This window comes from Tissierella praeacuta (genome assembly GCF_040396155.1).
Classification (GTDB): Bacteria; Bacillota; Clostridia; order Tissierellales; family Tissierellaceae; genus Tissierella; species Tissierella praeacuta_A.
Window position 1 is genome coordinate 128,148 of the sequence record NZ_JBEBOY010000003.1, and the last position, 24,319, is coordinate 152,466.

The 24,319-nt window shown below is 28.2% G+C and carries 23 protein-coding genes; 22 read left to right on the forward strand and 1 reads right to left on the reverse strand.

The features are described from left to right. Positions 1–4 precede the first annotated feature (4 nt). On the reverse strand, positions 5–247 hold the full coding sequence (locus tag ABWP20_RS02750; RefSeq protein WP_353093500.1) for a DUF2249 domain-containing protein: 243 nt from the start codon (positions 245–247) through the stop codon (positions 5–7). Between the two features lie 137 nt (positions 248–384). Between ABWP20_RS02750 and gloA the strand changes: the two genes are divergently transcribed. The 22 genes from gloA to ABWP20_RS02860 all read left to right on the forward strand — a co-directional run bounded on the left by gloA (position 385) and on the right by ABWP20_RS02860 (position 24,199). Next, positions 385–768, forward strand: coding sequence for a lactoylglutathione lyase (gloA, locus tag ABWP20_RS02755; protein ID WP_353093501.1), 384 nt, complete (start codon positions 385–387; stop codon positions 766–768). 190 nt (positions 769–958) lie between these two features. Further along, the gene (locus ABWP20_RS02760; protein ID WP_353093503.1) at positions 959–2,365 is read left to right on the forward strand and encodes a glycoside hydrolase family 10-like protein; all 1,407 of its coding nucleotides are present in this window, start codon (positions 959–961) and stop codon (positions 2,363–2,365) included. A gap of 135 nt (positions 2,366–2,500) precedes the next feature. After that, on the forward strand, positions 2,501–2,710 hold the full coding sequence (locus tag ABWP20_RS02765; protein ID WP_353093505.1) for a DUF1657 domain-containing protein: 210 nt from the start codon (positions 2,501–2,503) through the stop codon (positions 2,708–2,710). Positions 2,711–2,845: 135 nt separating this feature from the next. Next, positions 2,846–3,718 (forward strand): dipicolinate synthase subunit DpsA, encoded by an 873-nt coding sequence (dpsA, locus tag ABWP20_RS02770; protein ID WP_353093507.1) that lies wholly within the window; start codon positions 2,846–2,848, stop codon positions 3,716–3,718. Beyond that, entirely contained in the window at positions 3,709–4,287 is a 579-nt protein-coding gene (locus ABWP20_RS02775; protein ID WP_353093509.1) for a dipicolinate synthase subunit B, read from the forward strand. The genes dpsA and ABWP20_RS02775 overlap by 10 nt, the downstream gene beginning before the upstream one ends. Before the next feature lie 199 nt (positions 4,288–4,486). After that, positions 4,487–4,954 (forward strand): YkvA family protein, encoded by a 468-nt coding sequence (locus tag ABWP20_RS02780; RefSeq protein ID WP_353093511.1) that lies wholly within the window; start codon positions 4,487–4,489, stop codon positions 4,952–4,954. A gap of 310 nt (positions 4,955–5,264) precedes the next feature. Further along, a complete protein-coding gene (locus tag ABWP20_RS02785; protein ID WP_353093513.1) occupies positions 5,265–6,671 on the forward strand; it encodes an alanine/glycine:cation symporter family protein in 1,407 nt (468 codons plus the stop codon). 137 nt (positions 6,672–6,808) lie between these two features. Continuing rightward, the gene (locus tag ABWP20_RS02790; protein ID WP_353093515.1) at positions 6,809–7,870 is read left to right on the forward strand and encodes a pyridoxal-phosphate-dependent aminotransferase family protein; all 1,062 of its coding nucleotides are present in this window, start codon (positions 6,809–6,811) and stop codon (positions 7,868–7,870) included. 167 nt (positions 7,871–8,037) lie between these two features. Beyond that, the gene (locus tag ABWP20_RS02795; protein ID WP_353093517.1) at positions 8,038–8,823 is read left to right on the forward strand and encodes an IclR family transcriptional regulator; all 786 of its coding nucleotides are present in this window, start codon (positions 8,038–8,040) and stop codon (positions 8,821–8,823) included. Between the two features lie 143 nt (positions 8,824–8,966). Further along, complete coding sequence (locus ABWP20_RS02800) at positions 8,967–9,848, forward strand: YitT family protein (protein ID WP_353093518.1); 882 nt, start codon at positions 8,967–8,969, stop codon at positions 9,846–9,848. Positions 9,849–9,936: 88 nt separating this feature from the next. After that, positions 9,937–10,449 (forward strand): thiol peroxidase, encoded by a 513-nt coding sequence (tpx, locus tag ABWP20_RS02805; RefSeq protein WP_353093520.1) that lies wholly within the window; start codon positions 9,937–9,939, stop codon positions 10,447–10,449. Between the two features lie 163 nt (positions 10,450–10,612). After that, positions 10,613–11,296, forward strand: coding sequence for a response regulator transcription factor (locus ABWP20_RS02810; protein WP_353093522.1), 684 nt, complete (start codon positions 10,613–10,615; stop codon positions 11,294–11,296). A gap of 19 nt (positions 11,297–11,315) precedes the next feature. Further along, positions 11,316–12,731, forward strand: coding sequence for a sensor histidine kinase (locus tag ABWP20_RS02815; protein WP_353093524.1), 1,416 nt, complete (start codon positions 11,316–11,318; stop codon positions 12,729–12,731). A 173-nt stretch (positions 12,732–12,904) separates the two neighbouring features. Then, entirely contained in the window at positions 12,905–13,591 is a 687-nt protein-coding gene (locus ABWP20_RS02820) for a polyphosphate polymerase domain-containing protein (protein ID WP_353093526.1), read from the forward strand. Positions 13,592–13,616: 25 nt separating this feature from the next. Beyond that, positions 13,617–14,309, forward strand: coding sequence for a DUF4956 domain-containing protein (locus tag ABWP20_RS02825; protein WP_353093527.1), 693 nt, complete (start codon positions 13,617–13,619; stop codon positions 14,307–14,309). A 30-nt stretch (positions 14,310–14,339) separates the two neighbouring features. Next, entirely contained in the window at positions 14,340–16,262 is a 1,923-nt protein-coding gene (locus ABWP20_RS02830; RefSeq protein ID WP_353093528.1) for a CotH kinase family protein, read from the forward strand. Positions 16,263–17,845: 1,583 nt separating this feature from the next. After that, positions 17,846–18,028, forward strand: a complete 183-nt coding sequence (locus ABWP20_RS02835; protein WP_353093530.1) for a hypothetical protein — start codon at positions 17,846–17,848, stop codon at positions 18,026–18,028. After that, positions 18,012–18,929, forward strand: coding sequence for a hypothetical protein (locus ABWP20_RS02840; RefSeq protein ID WP_353093532.1), 918 nt, complete (start codon positions 18,012–18,014; stop codon positions 18,927–18,929). Before ABWP20_RS02835 ends, ABWP20_RS02840 begins: the two co-directional genes overlap by 17 nt. A 175-nt stretch (positions 18,930–19,104) precedes the next feature. Beyond that, positions 19,105–19,698, forward strand: a complete 594-nt coding sequence (locus ABWP20_RS02845) for a hypothetical protein (protein WP_353093534.1) — start codon at positions 19,105–19,107, stop codon at positions 19,696–19,698. 223 nt (positions 19,699–19,921) lie between these two features. Then, positions 19,922–21,610: a phospho-sugar mutase gene (locus ABWP20_RS02850; protein WP_353093536.1), complete on the forward strand. Its 1,689-nt coding sequence runs from the start codon at positions 19,922–19,924 to the stop codon at positions 21,608–21,610. Positions 21,611–21,755: 145 nt separating this feature from the next. Next, positions 21,756–22,088 carry a hypothetical protein gene (locus tag ABWP20_RS02855; RefSeq protein WP_353093538.1) on the forward strand — a complete coding sequence of 111 codons (333 nt, stop codon included), beginning with the start codon at positions 21,756–21,758 and terminating at the stop codon, positions 22,086–22,088. A gap of 89 nt (positions 22,089–22,177) precedes the next feature. Continuing rightward, complete coding sequence (locus ABWP20_RS02860) at positions 22,178–24,199, forward strand: M28 family metallopeptidase (protein ID WP_353093540.1); 2,022 nt, start codon at positions 22,178–22,180, stop codon at positions 24,197–24,199. The last annotated feature ends 120 nt before the right edge of the window (positions 24,200–24,319 follow it).

Below are 24,319 nucleotides of genomic sequence, written 5' to 3' on the forward strand. Positions count from 1 at the left end.
TACTCTATATATAGTTAAGATATTTCTTGGCTAAGGAAACTTTCCATACATCTGGACCTTCTTGAATATATTCCCATTCAAATTTTCCAGTTCTTTTTTCCTCTAACTGGTGGAATACATGGGATGGGTCTGAATCATTTATTAATACCATTTTTTCTCCTACAGGAAGTGAATCAAAAGTACGTAAAACAACACTATTTACATCATTTATTTCGTAGCCACTAGTATCTAATTCCATAGTAGACATGTTATCTCCTCCTAATGATTTTAAATTATTATGTCCAAAATATAGAATATTATTTCATTAGGAAAATAGTTACAATATCTATATTAAATAGGGTATAATGTAAATAGCTATTAAATTATGAAAGGGAGTGGATATACATGAGTTATCAGATACTTCATACTTGTATAAGAGTAATGGATTTAGAGAAATCTTTAAAATTTTATAAAGAGGCTTTAGGATTAATAGAGACTAGAAGAAAAGACTTTCCAGAAGACGAATTCACTTTAGTTTTTCTATCCGATAAATCAGGACAACATGAAATTGAATTAACATATAATTACAATCAAGAAAAACCTTATGTAATTGGAGAGGGATTTAGTCATATGGCATTTGGTGTAAAAGACTTAGAAGCTTCAAGACAAAAACATGAACAAATGGGTTATGGAGTTACAGAATTAATGGGACTCCCAGGTGAAAAACCAAGATATTATTTTGTGATGGACCCAGATGGATATGATGTTGAAATCATAAGAACTAAATAATGGAAATAGATAAAATTGCCTCTATATTTTAGAGGTAATTTTTTTATAAATGTTTTATAAAAGGACTCTAAATCAATTAATATAATCATTTTATTATAATTGTCATACAATCGTAATTTGAAAATACTGTCAAAGTATAATATAATTTTAAAAAATGGTACAAATTTATTTGATTGGAGTTGAATGGAAGATGAAAAAGAAAATGTTTAAGTTTATAACTATAGGAACTACAGTTCTAACTATAACCTTAAATACTATTACTGTTAGTGCAAGTTCTAGCAGTATGGCAATGCAATTTTTGAAAAAATTTAATTCAAATGAAACAATTTTGTTGAATAATAAACCAATACAAATACCTGTATATGTAAAAGAACAAGAAGAACAACTGAGAGGGGTGTGGGTGTCTACAGTATTTAATTTGGATTTTCCAGCTAAAAAAGCATCAACTGAATTAGAATATAAAAATGAATACATAAAACTTTTAAATAATTTAGAAGCTTTAAATATGAATGCCGTTATATTTCAAGTCAGACCTAAATTAGATGCGTTTTATAAATCAAATATCAATCCTTGGTCTGAGTATTTAACAGGTAAACAAGGGTTAAATTCTACTTGGGATCCATTGGAGTGGATGATAGAAGAAACTCATAAACGTGGAATGGAGTTTCACGCTTGGTTTAATCCCTATAGGGTAACAACAGGAACAGAAAAATTATCAGATTTAGCTCCTAATAACTGGGCAAGACAAAATCCTCAATATGTTTTTAGTTTTAATGGTAAGCTTCAATTAAATCCAGGAGAACCAGAAGTAATTAAATATATTAATGATAGTGTAATGGAAGTAGTAGAGAACTATGATATAGATGCAGTTCATTTTGATGATTATTTTTATCCTTTCAAAAATGGTAATAATTGGTATGCAAAAGAGGAGGAAAATTCATTTAATAAATATGGAAGTGGATTTAAAAATAGGGATGAGTGGAGAAGAAATAATGTGGACAAGCTTATAGAAACCATTCATACTTCTATAGCATCTTATAATACTCAGAATGAAAAATCTGTACAATTTGGTATTAGTCCCTTTGGAATATGGGGACATAAAGAATTTCATCCAGAGGGAAGTATAGAAGGAACAGGCTCTCAAACACCTAAGACTTCTAGAGCTTCTTATGATGATCAATTTGCAGATACGAGAAAATGGGTTAAAAACAATTGGATTGATTATATAGCACCACAGATTTATTGGAGTTTTGATGAAAAGGCAGCACCTTATGGAGAATTAGTTAATTGGTGGGCAGATGTAGTACAAGGTACTAATGTTAATTTGTATATTGGACATGCTAATTATAGAAAGGCAGATATAAACAATAAGAATGTGAGCTGGAAAAATCCTGAAGAAATATCAAATCAACTTAAATTTAACAGCTTATACGATGAAGTAAAAGGAAGTATATTTTTTAGATATAAATCATTATTAGAAAATGAGAAAAATCCTCTTGCAAATAATCAATTTATTAAGATCTTAAAAGAACAACATTTTAGCAAAAAAGCATTGTTGCCAGCTAAAAGTTTGTTAGATAATGATAATAAGATGTAAATATTTATATAAGTAAAATTAAACTCTCCTAGATAATATTTATAAAAGGAAATAAAAGTTAATGATAGTTTCTAATATTTTAATATTAACTGCAAATACTAATTTAGAAAAATGATTTAAAGGAGAGATAATTTTATGACAGTAATGACAAAACTAGAAACAGCTTTGGCAAGTGCTAAAGGATTAGCTGCAGATTTGAAAAGTTTTTCTTTAGATACAGATAATCAAGAAGCAAAGCAAATGTTTAGTACATTATCTTCAAGTGCTGAGAATATGGCTCAAATGTTACAAAATAGAGTAAACACTATTAAAAGTGAGGAACCTCAATATAATCAGCAACAATAAATAAAGAGCGTCTGTGATTTTTAGTCACAGACGCTCTTTATTTATTGTTCTTTTATCTCTATATACAAGCACGTTAAGTTTTCAAATACATAATATGTATTACTTAATGTCTTTTTAAGTATAGGGAGGGAAAATATGAGGATATCAGTATTAGGTGGAGATGATAGAAGTATTAAACTAGCCAATTTACTTCAAAAGGACAGCCATAATATTAAACTGTTTGGTTTTGATAAATTGGAAAATAACTTATTTGAGATAAGTGAAAATTTAGATTCAGCCATTGAAAAATCAGATATAGTTATAGGACCATTACCATGTTCCAATGACAATATTTTATTAAATACACCTTTATATTCTAAGGAAATAAAAATGGAAGAAATATTCAGCAATATGAATAAAGATCAGATATTTATAGGAGGCAAGATATCAAAGGAGATATCTGATATGGCAAAGAATTACAATATTGATACTATTGATTTACTCAAGAGAGAGGAAATGGCAGTATTAAATGCTATTCCTACAGCGGAAGGTGCGATTCAAGTTGCTATGGAGGAAACAGAAACTACCATTCATGGAGCCAATATTATGATTTTAGGCTTTGGAAGGATAGGAAAAATTTTAGCTAAAATGCTTCAAGGAATAGGAGCTAATGTATATATAGAGGCAAGGAGTTATTCTGATTTAGCAGGGATTCAGAGTTATGGATATAATCCAATACATTTAAGAGAAATAGAATTTTATCTTCAAGAGATGGATTTAATATTTAATACTATACCATCTATGATTTTAGATGAAGAAATGCTATTAAAACTAAAAAGGGAATGTTTAGTAGTTGATCTTGCATCTATACCTGGTGGTGTTGATTTTGAAACAGCTAAGGAATTAGGTATAAATACAATTTGGGCATTAGGCTTGCCAGGAAAAGCAGCACCTATGACTGCAGCAAAAATTATGAAAGATACTATTTATAATATTATTGAAGAATTGGGGGGGACTGTATGTTATTAGATGGAGTAAAAGTTGGTATAGCTATTACAGGTTCATTTTGTACATTTGAAACCATTTTAGTTGAAATAGAAAGATTAGCTGCTGAAGGAGCAGATGTATATCCAATTATGTCCTATAATGCTAATGAGTTTGATACTAGATTTGGCTTATCTGAAGAATGGAAAGAAAAGATAAAAAAAGCAACAGGTAAGGAAATCATAGCTACAATACAGGATGCAGAGCCAATAGGGCCGAAGGGATATCTCGACATACTTGTTGTAGCACCATGTACGGGAAACACACTTTCAAAATTAGCAAATGCAATTACTGATACACCAGTATCTATGGCATGGAAGGCTCATTTAAGAAACAACAAGCCTGTTGTAGTTGCAATCTCCACAAATGATGGATTAAGTGGAAGTGCAAAGAATTTAGGTATATTATTAGATAAAAAGAATGTATATTTTGTTCCATTTGGGCAGGATGATCCTTTTAAAAAGGCAAACTCATTAATTGCTCACTATGATATGATAGTACCAACTATAATAGAAGCATTACAGGGTAAGCAAATTCAGCCATTGCTAGTATAATAAAAAGTTTGCAAATAAGTATCATTTTTGGTGCCAGGCACCAAAAATGATACTTATTTGTTTACTATGATTATTATATAGTATCCAGTTAATTAAAGAAATGCCAAATAAAACCTAATATAAAAAGCCTTCGATTATAGTATAATTAAGATATGATAATGGATAAGATATTAAGACAATTTAAAATGGAGGCTTAGAAATGAGGATAGATGTTGAGGAAATTTTAAGGAGTTTAGAGGCGAAGGCTAATACAATCTATTTCGATAAGGATAGATTAAAAAATCTGCTTAATGCAACTAAAGAAAAGATTGAAAAAAATAAAACCCTAATGGAAATTTGGGATGATATAAAGTTATTTATAGATTTAATAAGAGATTGGATGAAGGGAGATTATAAAGAGATATCTCAAGGTACTATAATAATGATAATAATATCCTTGTTATATTTAGTAAATCCATTGGATATAATACCAGATTTTTTAGTTGGAGGATTTATCGACGATTTGGCTGTAATTGCATACGTAATCAAAAGAACGTCTGAAGAATTAAAGGCATATGAAAAATGGAGAAATGAAAAAGATTCTGATAATATGGATAAAACTAGTGATGAAAATATAATAGATATGGAAGATGAAATAAATGTAGAATATGGAGATATAGAAGATTAAACATCTTAAATTAAATAAATTATCGAAAGGTAAAAATGATACCATTAATGCTATAAAGTTATATTTAATAATTACAAAGAGAAAAAGAGAGGGGGTCTCTCTTTTTGTTTTTGGAATAAATACTGCACAATAAGAGTGAATATTCAATATAATTAAATAAAAGAAACAATATATAAAAAAACTTGCAAAAAATGAAATAAAAACATTGTAATAATTAGTAGAACATAGTATAATTAAAAAATGTTTGATATAACTTTATGTCGTTGATGCAATATTACAAAATTAAAATATCATTTTTAGGGGGGAGAGTATGTTACATTATATTGAAAAAATTATTTCTGTTTTGAACAATTGGCTTTATTCTTATATTTTAGTAGTTCTATTAATTGGGCTTGGACTATATTTTACTTTTAGAAGTAAATTTGTTCAATTTAGACTGTTAGGTCATAGTATAAAACTACTAACTGAGGAAACGGAAAAAAGAGATGGAAAAAGAGGAATTTCTTCATTTCAAGCTTTTTGTATATCTGCAGCTTCTAGAATAGGAACTGGAAATATTGCTGGAGTTGCTATTGCCATAGCAACAGGTGGACCCGGTGCTGTGTTCTGGATGTGGCTCATTGCTTTAATTGGTGCAGGTTCAAGTTTAGTTGAAAGTACATTAGGTCAAATATATAAAGTAAAAGATGGGGATACTTTTAGAGGTGGACCGGCGTATTATATAAAACAAGGTCTCAACAATAAGTGGCTGGGAGTATTATTTTCAGTACTAATTACAATAACATTTGGATTTGTATTTAATACTGTACAATCCAATACTATAGCAGGAGCATTTAGCGAAGCTTTTGGTATTAGGGAAACAGTTACTGGAATTATATTGGTGATTATTACTGGATATATAATATTTGGTGGGGTTAGGAGAATAGCTTCCGTATCAGCCACTATAGTGCCTATTATGGCTACTCTTTATATAGGTGTTGCTGTATTTATTATGGTAAAAAATATAAATTTAATTCCATATATGTTTAAGATGATATTTGAAAATGCCTTTGGGATTACACAAATAGTAGGAGGTACTTTAGGTGCTACAATAATGAATGGTGTTAGAAGAGGATTATTTTCAAACGAAGCAGGAATGGGTAGTGTTCCAAATGCAGCTGCAACAGCAGATACATCACATCCAATAAAACAAGGATTTATACAAAGCTTAGGAGTTTTTGTAGATACGATTTTAGTATGTAGTGCGACTGCATTTATAATATTATTATCAGGAGTTCTGGAAACTACGTCAAATCTTAAAGGAGTACAAATTACCCAAGCCGCTGTAGCTTCTCAAGTAGGTTCTTGGGGCAGTACATTTATTGCAGTTTGTGTGTTTTTATTTGCTTATAGTTCAATAATTGGAAATTATTATTATGGAGAAACCAATATTGAATTTTTAGAACTAAACCCAATATTTTTAACAGGCTATAGAATATTAGCTTTAGTTATGGTATTTATTGGTTCAATAAGCAGTTTTTCATTAGTATGGGATACTGCAGATGTGTTCATGGGTATATTGGCAATTATCAACCTATTGGTAATAGTTAAACTATCCCCTATTGTATTTTTAGCATTAGATGATTATGGTGGACAATTGAAGGAAGGAAAAAATCCAATATTTAAATCTAAAAATATTCCCCAATTAGGGAAATTAAGTTGGTGGAATGAGGAATAAATATAAGAAAGATCTTCTTAGTGAAATAAGAAGGTCTTTTTTATGTTTATATATTGACATTAATAGTGAAAAGGAATAGAATATATTTAATATTAGTAAATATATTTTAACAATAGTAAAAATAAGGGGGAATTGAAATGAAAAAAGAGGTATCAATGATGGTAGGTCCAACGGCAGTTCCAGATAGAGTTTTAAATGCAATGAATAGAAAATCCATATCTCATAGGTCAAAAGAGTATTGTGAAATACATGAAAGAGTAAGATTAGGATTGAAAAAACTTTTTAAAACAGAGAATGAAGTTTATATATTAACATCATCTGGAACAGGAGCTATGGAAGCAGCTATACAGAACTGTTTTTCCTTTGGTGATGAAGTAGTAGTGCCAGTTTTGGGAACTTTCAGTAAGCAATTTGCAGATATGGCAGAAGCATATAATTTGAAAGTTATTAGGGTAGAGTTTGATTTAGGAGAAGCGGCAGATGTAAGTAGAGTAATGGAGCATCTAACTCCAAATACAAAAGGAGTATTTGTAATCCACAATGAAAGTGCAACAGGAGTATCTAATGATTTAAAAGTTTTTGGAAATGCTTTAAAAGACAGTGAGATACTATTAATAACGGATTCTGTAAGTGGTGCAGGCGGCTTAGAAATGAAAATGGACGAATGGAATATAGATGTAGTATTGTCTAGTTCACAAAAAGCACTTATGGTACCAGCAGGGCTATCATTTATATCTTTAAGTAATAAGGCTTGGAAAGCAGTAGAGAACTCTAATATTCCGAAATTCTACTTTGACTTAAAAAAGGCAAAAAAATTCCAGGAAAAAAACCAGACACCAAATACTCCAGCTGTATATAATGTATTTGCAGTAGATGAGGCTTTGAAGATAATATTTGAAGAGGGATTAGATAATGTTTATAAAAGACATATTGAAAATACTAAGAGAATAATAGAAGGGGTTAAAGAATTAGGATATACTATATTTCCAAAGGATGAAAGATATGCCTCTAAAACATTAACTGCAGTATATGCACCGGGTAAGGCTAAAGCAATAGTTCAAGCTTTAAGAGAACAAAATATAATTGTAAATGGGGGCTTAGAACCTATTGCAGAAGATATGTTCAGAGTAGGCACTATGGGATATGTATATAAAGAAGATGTAGAAACATTTCTTGAAGGACTATCAAAAATAAAATAAAAATAGATTAAATCAAGATACTTTTTTTAGTGATGTTTAGTACTAAGAAAAGTATCTTTTTTAATGTTTATGTATTTTAAGTAGTAAATAATTCTTTAAAATGATATAATAATTTACCAATGGTAAATAAATACTAAATATAATTATTAAAATAGTAGGAGGATAGTATGGCTAATGAAACAGATGAGAAGCAAAAGAAAATAATAAAGTCAGTTGTTAAGGCTTTTGATGTTATAGAACATATTGCATTATCCAATAAGGAGCTAGGTGTTACGGAGATAAGTGAAGCATTAAACTATGGAGTCAGTGCAACATATCATCTATTAAATACTCTAAAGGAATGTAATATTATTGAACAAAATGAAGTAACTAAAAAGTTTAAACTAAGCCTTAAATTATGGCAAATTGGGATGTTAGCCTATGGACAAAATGATATTTCTTTATTACTTAGACCATATTTAAAAAAGTTAAAAGAATCAACAGGAGAAACTTCTAACCTGACGATTTTGGATAATAATCAAATCGTATATATAGCTCAAGAAGAAAGTAATAGATTATTAAAGATGTTTACTAAAATAGGTGCTTCAGCACCATTACATTGTACTGGTGCAGGGAAGGTTCTATTAACATATCAGTCAAAGGCTAAACAAGAGCATATAATAAATAATATGGAACTAATAGAATATACAAATAAAACCATTACTGATAAAGCCAAATTAATAGAAGAAATGGATATAATAAGGAAACAAGGATATGGTTTAGATGATGAAGAAAGGGAATTAGGAGTTAGTTGTATAGGAGCTCCAATATTCGGAATAAATGATGAAATTATTGCATGTATTTCTATATCAGGTCCAAAGTCCAGGTTTACAAAAGAAAATAAAGACAAATGGATAAAGACAATTTTAGAAATATCTAAAGAGGCTACAGATTATATTAGGAGCATAAATTAAAAGATAAAATAAAAAATCTACTTATCCAAATAAGCGGATTTTTTTATTTTAGTACTACTAATATAATTTATATTTGATATAATAAAAAAGTATTATTTTGGGTATAGATTTATCATTAAAATTATTATAAAAGGAGTTAATAAATGAATACTAATGAAACAAAGAAATCAATATCAGGTGGAATTAAAGAGATAGTTATTAAAATATTATCTATAGTAATTGGTAATTTATTATGTTCTTTAGCATTTAACTTATTTTTTGTTCCCAATGGATTATTAAGTGGAGGCGTTGGAGGAATTGCTATAATGATACAATACTTGAAGGAAATACCAACTGGTTTAACAGTATTTTTAATAAACCTTCCTCTATTTGTAGTAGGTGTTAGAATGTTAGATAAAAAATTTATTACTTATGCATTTATATCTATGATTATTTTTTCGTCTTGGCTTACTATAACTAAGGATTTTGCGAGATATTTTATATTGGAAGATGTGTTTTTAGCATCAATTTTTGGGGCGCTATTAAATGGTCTTGGTATGGGAGTTATGTTTAGAAATGGAACTTGCCAAGGAGGCTTCGATGTTGTAGCGGCTATTCTTAAAAGAAAATTTAATGTAAATATTGGAACAGGTTTGATGATGGTTAATACTATTATAATAACATTATCATCCTTATTATTTGGATATAAATCAGCAATGTATACTTTAATTGCCATGTATATAGGATATCATATATTAGATAAAGTACAGACTGGATTTAATATACAAAAGAATGTAATAATAGTATCAGAAAAATCCAAAGAATTATCAATTGCTATTATAGAACAAATGAATAGGGGAGTTACATTTTTAAAGGGGCAAGGCGGATATACCCATGAAAATAAGGATATTATATATTGTACTCTTACATCAAGAGAAATTGCAAAATTAAAGGAAATTGTAAATGTAGTGGATCCAAAAGCATTCTTCACAATAACAGATGTAGTTGAAGTAAAAGGAAAAGGTTTTAAGTCTGCAGAAATATAATTAAATAAATTGATTAATTTTAAATATTTTAGGGTAAATGAACTGGGAAGATAAGTATATTAGATGATATCGGGAGGAGAAATAGATTATGGAAAAGAGAAAAGGTCTAATAACTATGGGAGGAAACCCAGTTACATTATTAGGAAAAGAAATAAAGGTAGGGGATAAAGCACAAGAATTTACTGTATTAAAAAGCGATTTAACACCATTTACTTTAAAAGATGCGGGCAACGGAGTAAAGATAATATCTGTAGTGCCTTCTTTAGACACTGGTGTATGTGAACTTCAGACTATAAACTTCAATGAAACAGCTACTGAATTTGAAGATGTAACTATCTTAACTATTTCAGTAGATTTACCTTTTGCACAGAAAAGATTTTGTTCTGCCAACAATATAGATAGAGTAATAACTTTATCTGACCATAAGGATTTATCATTTGGAATGAATTATGGATTTGTAATGGAGGAACTTAGACTTCTAAGTAGAGGTATAGTAATTCTTGATAAAGATAATGTAGTAAGATATGTAGAATATGTAAAGGAAGTAACAAATCATCCAGATTATGATAAAGCATTAGAAGAAGTTAAAAAGTTAATATAGTTATACTATTGACTAGCCTATTGGCTAGTCTTTTATATATTCTTGATTTATAAATAATCTATAGTTGAATTTTTGTATTTTATCACATAATCAACACATTAAGTATTTATAATATACTTATATAATGATATTTAGTACCCAAAAACTTTATAGGAGGAATTATATGTTTAGGATACTAGTTGTAGATGATGAAGAAAAAATTCGAGAAGTCATTAGGGAATATGGAGAATTCGAAGGTCATACAGTATTAGAAGCTAAAGATGGAATGGAAGCCGTAAGTATCTGTAAAGAACAAGATTTTGATGTCATAGTAATGGATATAATGATGCCAAGATTAGATGGGTTTTCTGCATATAAAGAAATTAAAAAAATAAAAGATATACCAGTGTTAATGCTTTCAGCAAGAGGAGAGGAATACGATAAGTTATTTGGATTTGAAATAGGAATTGATGATTATGTGGTAAAACCTTTTTCGCCTAAGGAAGTTATGGCTAGGTTAAATGTAATCGTTAACCGTCATAGAAAAATGCAAGATAATTTTGATTTCAATGAGAAATATAAATTTGAAGGTCTTGAAATAGATATGGTAGGCAGAAATGTAATTGTAGATGGGGTAAAAGTAGAAATGACCCCAAAGGAATATGATTTACTATTTTATTTAGTTAAAAATAAAAATGTAGCATTAACTAGAGATAAGCTATTAAATGAAGTTTGGGGTTATGATTTCTTTGGTGATGATAGGACTGTTGATACCCATATAAAAATGCTTAGAAATAGTATAGGAATATATAGAGATTTTATTGTAACCTTAAGAGGTTTAGGATATAAATTTGAATATATAAAATAATATAGAAGTGGTGGTAAATTTGAAAAGTAAACTAGATACTAAAAGTCTTAAGTTTAAAATATGGACATATTTTATTTTATTTGCAGCTACAATCATGACTATATTATGGCTTCTTCAAATTGTATTTTTAAACACTTATTATAAATCTATGAAGACCAATGAAATTAAGAAAATCGGAGATAATTTAGTATTAGAATATGGAAAAGAAGATTTTGAAGATATTATCTATAAAGTTTCCTTTAGTAAAGGAATAATTATTCAGATTTTAAATGAGGATGGTGTTCCTATATTTCCTTTAAATACATTTGGAGAGAATAGACCACCTAAATTTGACCCTGTAAATTCTACAAAGGGATTTATAGATAAATTAATAAATGATAGTCAAGGAAAAATTTTATATACTATTGAAGATTCTAGACTTAGAAGACCAACTATAGTCTATGGTGCTGTATTACATGATAATAATGGAGAAGATTTATATTTATATATTAATGGATTGTTGGATCCAATGGATTCTACTATTTCAGTTTTGAAAAACCAGTTAATTATAGTAACTATAATATCTTTGCTCTTAGCATTAGGATTATCATTTATTATTGCATCAAAAATATCTAAACCTATTACTCAAGTAACTGATTCAGCTTCAGTTTTGGCAAAAGGAAACTATAATATTGTATTTGAAAAAGGTGATTATACAGAAATAGATAATTTAGTAGCTACTCTTAATTATACTACCATGGAGCTATCTAAAACTGAGGAATTGAGAAGGGATTTAATAGCAAATGTTTCCCATGATTTAAGAACTCCCCTTACATTAATCAAATCCTATGCTGAAATGATAAAAGATATATCAGGTAATAATCCTGAGAAACGACAATCCCATGTAAATGTAATTATAGATGAAACTGATAGACTTACTAGACTTGTTAATGATATCTTGGATTTATCTAAGATTGAATCAGGTCTTAGTCAGATTAATTATGAAAAATTTAATATAGTTGAGACTACGGAAAATATTTTAAAGAAATTTCTAATTCTTGAAGAAAAAGATGGATTTGTTTTTCACTTAAGTTGCGATGATGAAATGAAGGTATTAGGCGATGAGAAAAAAATAGAGCAAGTAATCTATAATCTTGTTAGTAATGCTGTAAATTTTACTGGAGAAGATAAGCTAATATCTATCAATATAAAAAGCTCAGGTGATTTTATTAAATATGAAATAAGAGATACAGGAAAAGGTATACCTAAAGAAGAGCTAAATCATATATGGGATAGATATTATATGGTAGGTAAAACCCATAAACGAGCAGTAATAGGAACTGGATTAGGGCTTTCTATTGTCAAAGATATATTAATAGCTCATGAGTCAGATTTTGGAGTAGAAAGCTCTGTTAATCAAGGGACTACATTTTGGTTTCAACTAAAAACTATATAGATTTATTGACTAAATTGGATACTTATATTTTTATACTTTTTTTAAGATTTAATTATGCTGAGAGAATTTTCTCAGCATTTTTAAATTTTCACTAGTATTTCTATTAATTATCATCTAGATTTCACAAAAGAAGTATATCCTTAGTATAAATCTAAAGCTTGGAGGTGAGAAATATGGACAATATCAAATATAGACATGAGCATAAAATTTACATCAATTTAGGAGATTATTATATACTTAAATCTCGACTTAAAAAGATAATGAAATTAGATAAGAACTCTAAGGAAAATGATGGATATTTTATTAGAAGTATATATTTTGATGATATAAATGACAAAGCTTTATTTGAAAAGATATCTGGTATTAATCATAGGGAGAAGTATAGGATTAGATTTTATAATAATGATACTTCTGTTATTAAATTGGAGAAGAAAATAAAAGATAATGGACTTACAAAAAAGTTTAGTAGCCTAATCTCCAAGGAAGAATGTGAAAAAATCTTAGAGGGAGATATTGAATGGATTAAATTTACTAACCGCAGCTTATTAAAAGAATTTTATACCAGAATGAAAAGTGATTTGTTTAAGCCAAGGACCATAGTTGATTATAATCGTGAGGCATATATTTATCCTGTAGGTAATGTTCGGGTGACGTTTGATAAATTAATAAGCTCTGGATTGTTTTCAAAGGAGATATTTAATGAAAATCTGCCGACTATGGATTCTTTAGATCCTCAATTAATAATTTTAGAGATAAAATATGATGAATTTCTGCCTAGTGTTATAGCGGATATTATACAAATCGGAGACAGAAGAATTACAGCAGTTTCAAAATATGCTCTTTGCAGAAAATGGGGATAAAATTAAAAAAGTTAGGAGATAGAAAATGAATACAACAAAGACGTTAAACTTTAGTGATATTTTCAAATCTAGTTTTTTAGATAAAGTAGGCTCTATATCAGCATTTGATATGATTATTGCCCTTGGACTAGCTTTTGTTCTAGGACTTTTTATAATGACAGTCTATAAGAAGACTTTTAAGGGTGTACTATATTCTTCAAGTTTTGGTGTAGCTCTTATGTCTTTAACACTTATTACAACTTTAATTATTTTAGCTGTTACTTCAAATGTAGTATTATCCTTAGGTATGGTTGGTGCATTGTCAATCGTTCGATTTAGGTCTGCTATAAAGGAGCCTATTGAGATAGCCTTTTTATTTTGGGCAATTTCTGCTGGAATAGTTTTAGGCGCAGGTCTTATTCCCTTGGCAATATTTGGGTCCATATTCATAGGTATTGTAATGGTATTATTTATAAATAAGAAATCCAATGAAGTACCATATATAATGGTAGTTAATTGTGAAGATGATCAATGTGAACAAAATGTTTTATCAGTAATAAATAATAAAGTAAAAAAATATTTGATAAAGTCCAAGACTGCCTCAAAAAATAGTGGAATTGAACTTACTGTTGAAATTAGATTAAGGGAAATTACTACTGAATTTATCAATGAAGTATCTAAGCTTGAAGGAGTTTCTAATGTAGTCATGGTTAGCTATAATGGAGACTATATGGGGTAATAAAAGCTTCTTAAGGAAGGAGGTGTTTAAGTGATAAAAGAAAGGTTTGTTACAGTTATATCTTTAATATCTATTACTCTAGTTGCAGTTATATTAATAGCTTCAACGGCAGTATTAAAAAAAGATGAAGATGTAACCAGTACTAGGATTAGTCAACCGGATTATGTGAGTAAGATATTTAATAAGGATATAGTATCGGAAATAGATATTAAAATTGATGAAAATTCGTGGAAAGATCTATTGGAGAATGCTTTAAAAGAAGAATATTATAACTGTGACATTATAATAAATGGAGAAACTTTCTCTAATGTAGGGATTAGAGCTAAAGGAAATTCAAGTTTAACCATGGTGGCAAATGATAGTACTACAGATAGATATAGCTTTAAAATCAATTTTGGTAAATATATTAAAGGGCAAAGTTATTATGGCTTGGATAAATTAGCTCTTAATAATAATATATCGGATGCTACGAATATGAAAGAATATTTATCTTATGAAATATTTAATGAAATGGGAGTTGCAACACCGGGATTTGCGTATACTAGTATTAAGATAAATGGTGAGCCATGGGGATTATATTTAGCAGTGGAGGTAATGGAAGAAAGTTTTATTGAAAGATATTTTGGAACTATAGATGGAAACCTATATAAACCAGAAGGAATGGAAATGGGTGCCAGAGGTATGGATATGGAAAAACCAAATATGAAGAATGTGAAAGTCCCTATGGAGGAAAATCCTAGAGATATGGATATAGAGAAAAATGAGAACGGTAATCCGAAAAATTTTGGTGGTTTTGGTAGAGGGAATAGCGGAACAAATTTAGTATATACAGGAGATGATATTTCCAATTATTCAGGGATTTTTGATAATGCCATATTTAAGACCACTAGTAAAAAAGATTATAATACTGTAGTTAATATGATGAAGAGTTTAAACGCAGGTACTAATTTAGAAGAATATCTTGATGTGGATGAAATATTAAGGTATTTTGCAGTAAATACTTTTCTTGTAAATTTAGATAGTTATGCTGGAAGCTTGAAACATAATTACTATTTATATGAAAAGGATAGTAAATTTCAAATACTTCCTTGGGATTTTAATTTGTCTTTTGCAGGTCATGAAGTCAAAGATGGAGCGTCTGCTATAAATTTTCCCATAGATAATCCAGTTAGTGACACTATGGAAAATAGTCCTCTAATATCTAAATTATTAGAAAAAGATGAATATAAAAAGATTTATCATGAGTATCTTGAAGAACTAGTCGTAAAATATATTAAGTCTGGAAAATATAAAGCTTCTATTAGCAAAGTTAATGAATTAATAAAGGAATATGTTAAGAATGATCCTACAGGATTTTTTACTTATGAGCAATATGAAAAATCTTTACCTATATTACTTCAGTTTGGAAAAGACAGGGCTGAAAGTATTATAGCTCAGTTAAATGGTCAGCAGTCAAGTACTACTTATGGAAATATTGCCACTACTATGGATTTATCAGCATTAGGTACTATGGGTAGAGGCTTTGGAGGCAATATGCCGGCAATGAATCAAGGCGAAAGACCAAATATGTTTGGAAATATTGAAGATAGAGAGAATATGATGAAGGTAATGGAAGTTATTGGGAATTTCTCTGGGGATGAATTAACTGAAGAAGAAAGAGGAAAGCTAAGAGAATTAGGATTAAATGATACTCAAATAGAAGAGATGATAAATATGAGAAATGGTATGCCTTCTGGTAATAAAGGAATAAATCCATCAAATAATAATTCTAAGCCAGATGATAATAAAAATAGGATGCCACAAAGAGTAGATATGACTCAGAGTGGCATGGTCCAACAAAATAAGAATATATTAATAGCGACAGGTATATGTGTACTATCCTTAATATTTGCCCTAATATATGTAAGTAAATTTAAGCGAAGAAAGTATATTACTTGTAAACCTCCATATTAATATAAGTAGAAGCATTCCAAGAATTAAATAATGTTCGAGGAATGCTTTTGTAATTAACTTTAATCTCTTAAGTATAGACAAATCAATCAATAGCCAATAGAATATAAATAACATCAGAAGTCTATTTTACCATTATAGATATTATAGAATTTTAAACTTATAGAAATATAACTTGAGATTTATGTTATAAGATTTAATGGATAAGAATAATGTACTTATTCTTATTAAAATATAAATATTTTGCTGTTACTTTAATAGGTTTATTTTCGTGTTAAGGTTATTTCTACATATTAAAAATATAAAAAGAGTAGCTTCTTTTTTAAAGTACTTTCCTTAAATAGCTAAAAATTATATTTTTATCACTTGTGATATAGATTGTCAAATACTTATATGTTAACATATAAATTTGGGTTAAAGGTATGATAAAAATTTTGCTTTTAAATCTATTTATTTTCTTTATCTTATTTTGGAAGAATTTAAAGTGTTCATCAAAATCAGTATTATATTTATATTCTGAATCATTATCTATTTCATGTAGAATATATATTATATTACTGCTTAAATTTTTAACTTTTTTGAGAATTTTATAAGATAACTTGTTTTCAGTGTTTATAAAATATTGTATTTATTTTATTATAATGGAATATTAGTTAGATTTAGACTGGATTTGAAAAGACTCAATAATTTAATGATTAAGTATAATTAAATAATAAGATTAAGATAAAAGCTAATTAGGATTTGAAAATATAATACTGATTGGCTTTTTATTTTGGCAGAATATAATATGATATGTAGAAATATGCTGGAAAATAGTGGGCTAAATTCCTTGATTATGTTCTAAATAAACCATATAATTTAGATAATTAGGAATGCTAGTATTAAAAATAATAATTAAAATATCTTTTCTGGAGATTAAAGTAATAAGAAGAAGAGATATTTTGATTTCAGTTAATGTTTCACTGTTTTGAGATTTTATATAAAAATATTAACAAATTGATGTCTGTTAAGGTGTGAATTTAAAATCTATGTTGAAACTTAGAGGCAGTATATAAGTATTAAAAACTTATAATAAAATTTTAATATGATTTTGCTTTTAAAAGTCAAATACATTAATATCCAACTGAATTCAAGAATATGTGGTAGCAAAAATTTGTATTCTATTCTTGATGAGGATAAAAATTAATGTACTATAAATCAAGGACAAATAAAATATTATGATGAATGAAATACTTGTGAGATTTGTCCAAAACCAATGGGGCAATCCTATGCAAGATGTATATATCTAATGTATAAGAGTATCTAAAATGTTAAGATCAAAAATATTTAATAATTAAACTTATAGAACTAAAAGAGGATGGTATTTTATCATAATTTCATTATCTTGCATATAAGAGAGTCAATTATTTAATTTTAAATATGTTAAAAAGGGGGGGGAAAAGCAAGAGTCCAAAATATTATTCTGAATCTACCCTTTGGTTTATTATGATTTATAAAATTTATTGAAGTCAAAAAAGTATTATGTATTTAAATGAGAAATTTTTATATTACCTTTGCAAATCAAAAAAATTTAAGGAGGATTTATTATGAAAATAATAAAAAAAATAATAGTGATAGTTATTATGCTCACTATACTACCTTTTAACAATGTGTACGCAAAAGAGAATTTTATGGAAGCAACAATAGCTATTGACAATGTAAATGGTATTGAGTCTTCTAATATAGAAGAATTGTTTAATGAGATAGCTAGGGATGATTCTTCATGTTGAGATCGAATCTTTAGACAGGCCTTTGGATATGCATAAAGAAAATAAAATCATGGATAATGAGCTAGAAGAAGTTTCATTAAATGGATATAAAGAACTTCCACTTAGAGAAGATGAGCTTGAAGTTAAAGCATATGTTGCTACTAAGGATGGTAAAGAGAAGACTGGGAATACTGATCAGATTTCTATTAGAACTTCAACAAGATTTCGTGACTGGGATACCTTTTTTTCAGACTTAGAAAAAGATGGTGAAGTAAAGTTAAGTGATTATCATGTTGAGAAAAAAATTTTTAATTACAGCGGTTGGGAAAATCTACAGGGTGATGGTTTTGAGATTTCTGCGTATACTACAAGAAATGGTCCAGATGAACTATTAATTCATATTGGTTTTATGGATTTTGTAGCACACGAAACAAAAATTTATGGAAATATTCAAGTGGAAATAGTTAATGGAATGATTTTATCATATGATAAATATACGGACATAGTTTCTGTAATGAATTATAATTGGGCGCCGCAATATTCCAATGTAGAGCTTGGCTTAGGAAAATTAAAAAATGAATCTGTGTTTATAAGAAGACTTACGAGTGGCTCTATGGGGAGACGACCAAGATACTTAGATGCAATGAGTGCAATGGTTCACTACTTATCAACACCTAATGATATATGGAATGCTTTAAATACACATGAAACCCAAGATTATGAGAGTGCATTTATTTATGTAAATTCTTATAACGGGCAAAAAGAAAAGTATAATAATAAAGTTGTTCGAGCTATTTCAATAAACTCTGGATCTGGATATTTAACTATGAAGGGTGAGTATTTCTTACTTGAAGGACAAATTTATAATCACACTTATGATTGGAGATGGGTATATAGAGCAAAAATTAGACATAGCTTATAGTGTTTTTTTGTTGATATCATATTTATATTTTACTTAAATACAATAATAGAAAGGCCACTAAACTTGATACGATAGTGGTCTTTTTGCTTTAATGTTTATTAATATATTACAATAGTTGCTAAAAATACTATTATATGTTAATATTCCTATAAAATATAAATGGAGGAGGGTATTAATGAAAGATAAAAAAAATTTATTTTGTTTATTTGTAATACTGGTGCTAATATTTTCTTTGAGACTTAATATAAAAAATTTTAGAAATCAAAAAAGGGCGAGAAAAATAGTAATAAATAATGTTTATTCTAATCTTTATTCTTCATTAAGTATTTTAGATAAGATAATATTGAATAATGATATTAATCTAGATGAAGAAAAGAGTAAATTATTAACTAATTTAGCTATAGAGTTATTTAAGCTAAATACTATAATTCATCAAAATGGTATTTATTTTGAAAAACCTATTTATTATCCAGGTATTACATCATTTGATTTTATTGCTGAGACTTTATTGGATACAGAGATAGGGGTCAATGGTGTGCAGATATATGGAGTGTTAAATGATAAATTTGTTTCAGAAAATGAAATTGAATATTTAGAACAATTGAGAGATGATATAAAGATTGTAGTAGAAAATATGGTCTCATCAGAAAATCCACCACAGCCAAATGATAACTTATCGATTGTAGAAGTAAATCGAATATTAGAAAACTTTTTTAAAAAATGGAGAAATACAAAAGAAGATAGTCCATATATGTTATTAACAGACTAATAAAGTGAAGTGAAAAATGAAATTTGCAATATATTTTAATTGTAGAATTAAGGATGATAGTATACTAACCTCTTAATATAAGTAGAAGCATTCCAAGAATTAAATAATATTCGAGGAATGCTTTTGTAATTAACTTTAATATCTATAAGTATAGACAAATCAATTAATAACCAATAAAATATAATCAACTGATAAAAATTAAATTAAATATAGAGGTGATTTTATGGATTATAGAGAAAAATACAATTATTGGCTAGAAAATGATTATTTTGATGAAGATACTAAAATGGAGCTAAAAAGTATTACTGATAATAAGGAAATTGAGGATAGATTTTATGCTGATTTATCTTTTGGTACAGCTGGATTAAGAGGAAAAATAGGTGCTGGAACTAATAGAATGAATAGATATACTGTTTCACTAGCTACCCAAGGATTAGCTAAAACCATAGTAAATAGAGGTAAGGAAGCTATGAATAAGGGAGTAGCTATTGCCTATGATGTTAGGCATTATTCAGATAAATTTGCTGAAATGGCCGCTAGGGTATTAGCTGCTAATGGAGTTAAAGTCTATCTTTTTAAAGACATTAGGCCAACACCAGTATTATCTTATACTATAAGAAATCTGAAAACTATATCAGGAATAGTGATTACAGCTAGTCATAATCCAAAAGATTATAATGGATATAAGGTATATTGGGAAGAAGGTTCTCAAATATTAGATGATATTGCAGATGAAATCCTTATGGAAATAAAAAACATAAAAAACTTTTCAGAGATAAAGCTTATGGATTTAGATGAAGCCCAAAGTAAGGGATTGATCGAATATATAGGTAAGGAAATCGATGATGATTATGATAAGGACTTGCTTAGTCTAACTCTCAATGACGATATAGATAAGGATATAAGAATTATATATACACCTCTTAATGGTACTGGAAATATTCCGGTGAGAAGAATACTAGAGAAAAGAGGATTTACTAATATAATTGTAGTGCCAGAGCAGGAAAATCCAGATCCTAATTTTACAACTGTAGGATATCCAAATCCAGAAGATGTAAAGGCATTTGATTATGCTAAAATATTGGGAAAAAAAGAAGATGCAGAATTAATTATAGCAACTGATCCAGATTGTGACAGGGTAGCCATGATGGTAAGGGATGAGGATGGAGAATTTAAATTTATTAACGGCAATCAAGCAGGAGTACTATTAGTAAACTATATATTATCCCAAAGATATAGATTAAATAGTATTCCTAAAAATGGTGTTATAGTTAAATCTATAGTTACTGGAGATTTAAGCAAAGTCATAGCTAAAAAATATAATGTGGAAACTATAGAAACTTTAACTGGATTTAAAAATATTTGTGGTAAGGCTAATGAATTTGATAATACAGGAGAGCATACTTTTATTTTTGGATATGAAGAAAGTATAGGATATGTATATGGAACTATGGTAAGGGATAAGGATGCAGTAAACACCTCTATGTTTATAGCAGAAATGGCAGGATTTTATAAAAAACAAGGAAAATCTCTATTAGATGTATTGGAAGATCTCTATGAAGAACACGGATATTATAAGGAAAAACTTATTTCTATAGTATTAGAGGGATTAGAAGGTAGTCAAAGAATAGGCAGAATGATGGAAGAGTTTAGAAAAGAGCCTATAACAGACTTTAATGGTATAAAACTTACTAAAACTATAGATTATTTATTAGATGATACTAGTAATCCTAAATCAAATGTTTTAAAATATTATTTAGATGATGGCTCCTGGTATGCCATAAGGCCTTCAGGGACAGAACCTAAGATAAAATTATATATTTATTCCAAAGATATGGATATGGTTAGATCAAAAGAGAAGGTAGAATTAATAGAATCTATGGTTAGAAGTAGAATGAACTCTATTAAATAATAATCTTGGTAAAAAACTGTCGAAATATATAGAATTTTGACAGTTTTTTAATATTAAATTTCCTTAAAACATATTGACAAGCTTTTAACAATAGTGATACCATATATACATAGCTACATATTAAATATGAAGGTAAGTGAAATTAATGCTAAAGAATAATGGGAAAAGGCGATTATTATTAGCACTTTCATTAATGATGATACTATCAATTTTTTCACTTATTAATGCTTTTGCAGAAGAAAACAAGCCAAATAATGCTCTAAGAGCTATTACATGTGGAAGATGTGAGTATGGATATTTAACCTATATTGAGAGAGAGTACAGAGAAAATGCTGGGACTACAAGATGTGATTGTGATATACAAGAGGCATATAGATATAATCATAAAAACTATACTATAATAAATGAAACTGGATATCGATGCAGTTATTGTTCCTTCACTGACATAAGACAGCGAAGTGTGGGTTTCAGGATATGAGCATATACTAAGATAGTAAATGGGGACTCAAAAGAGTCCCCATTTCGCTATTATAAGATAATCAAGATATAAGGAAAGAGGAGATACATATGATTAATAAAAATAGAAGGTTTACATTTATATTTTTAATTTCAATTATTTTAGTTTATTTAATTACTTCTTGTTCTTATACTGATACCTCTAATTCATCAAAAGATTCATCAATAAAATCAGTGCTAGAATTTTTGACTTCTGATGAATGTGATGGTAGATTACCGGGAACACAGGGAAATAAAGTTGCTCAAGATTATATAAAGGATAAATTTGAGGAAATGGGATTAGAAACCTATGGAGATAATTATTCCTTTGAATATTTGCATTCAGGAAATAAAGTTAAAAAAGAAAACTACAATATGATTATCAAATTTACAGATGGAGAAATATTAAATTGCCAGTATGGAAAGGATTTCCTAGAAAATGATAGAACCAATATAAATTTCAAGGGAAAAATAGCTTTAGATAATAACGATGAGGATATAGAAAATAAATTTTTGCTGTTAGAGGATGAAGATGGCCTAGTATATGAAGAGCATAAAGCTGGAGGACTTCTAATTCCTCATAAGTCTTTTAAAAGAAACGTCTTTGCCACAGGGGGGAAGTCAATTCCAAAGATTCAAATAAGCCACAATATATACAATAAAGTTAAGGAAAAAGAAGTGGAAGAAATAGATATAAAGTTTGAAATAGAATCCCTTGAAGAAGAGTTTTCGGAGCATAATGTAGTGGGAATTATACCAGGTGAAAATAGAGAAAATGCCATAGTTATAACAGCTCATTTTGATCATGTAGGTAGCAAGGAAGATCTCATATGGAGAGGTGCCATAGATAATGGGACAGGAGTATCTGCTTTATTAGATATAGCAGAAAAACTAAAGGAACATTCTAAAAGTGAAAACTTCAAACAGGATATAATTATATGTGCATTTAATGGAGAAGACTCTGGATTTCAAGGGAGTATACCATTTGTTAAGGAGATAGCAGATAAATATAATAATTTATATAATATAAATATAGACTGTGTAGGGATAAAAGATGGTGGTAGATTATTAATAGATGGATATAGTGAAGAAAATGAGCTTGTAGAGGAACTATCTAAAGACTTTAAAGATAATGAATTTGACATATCAGTAGATAAGAAACTTACTGTAAGTGGAAGTGATCATATAATATTTTTAAATAATAATATAAATGCAATAGGGCTATCACAAGAAGGGCTTAATTCAATAATCCATAGTTTAGAAGATGATATTGATAAGGTGCATATAGGGTATATAGAGAAGCTATCTGATACTATAGTAAAATTCATAATAGAAAATTCACATAAAAATTATGATCTTCCTAAAGATGATGTAGAAAACACAGAAATATCAGATGATATACCTGAGATTATGAAAAAGATAGATGAAGCAAGAAATGAAGCAAGAAATAAGGAAAAATTAGAATTTAATCAATATAAATATATGGAAATTGAAGATCAAGAAGTATTAGTAAGAAATGATTGTATATCATTTTATAAATCACATGAAGGTGATAATTTTGAAGATCTTTATACCATCTATCCAGAGTTTTCATCAATATATAATTTAGGGCAATATGAATTAGGGAATATAGATGTAAGAGATAGTTTGATATCTTATGTTGACAACCCTGAATTAGATAAGATTTATACAATAGAGCCTAAATTAGAGAATATAAGCGATATAGATTTTACATTCTTTAATACCTATGGAAAAAAGATGAAAATAATGTTTGGTATAGAAGAAAAAGTTGAGAATTTAGAAAAATCTATAATATTAGAATATCAATATGAAGATTATAATCATATTCAAAATGAGGAAGTAGAAATAAAAGATGAATTATATAGGGTTATGTATAGTAAAGAAAATAATAACTTTAACGGATTCTATAGAGAAATAAATGGAGTTAAGAGAAACTATAAGGTGGCAATTACAAGCTATGATGAAGAAAGCTGGGAATATAAAACCCTTGAATCTGGAATAGAAGCATATAATGAACTTAAAATTAAGGAATTTATTGAAAATATATTAAATACTTTTGAAAATAATTTATAAATAATAGTTTTCAAAGATAAAATCATATATATAATTTATTTCAATATAATCTTATATTTAAATTTTAAAGTATTTGATTGTATTAAGCATCTTAATATGTTAATATTTTATTGAAACGAA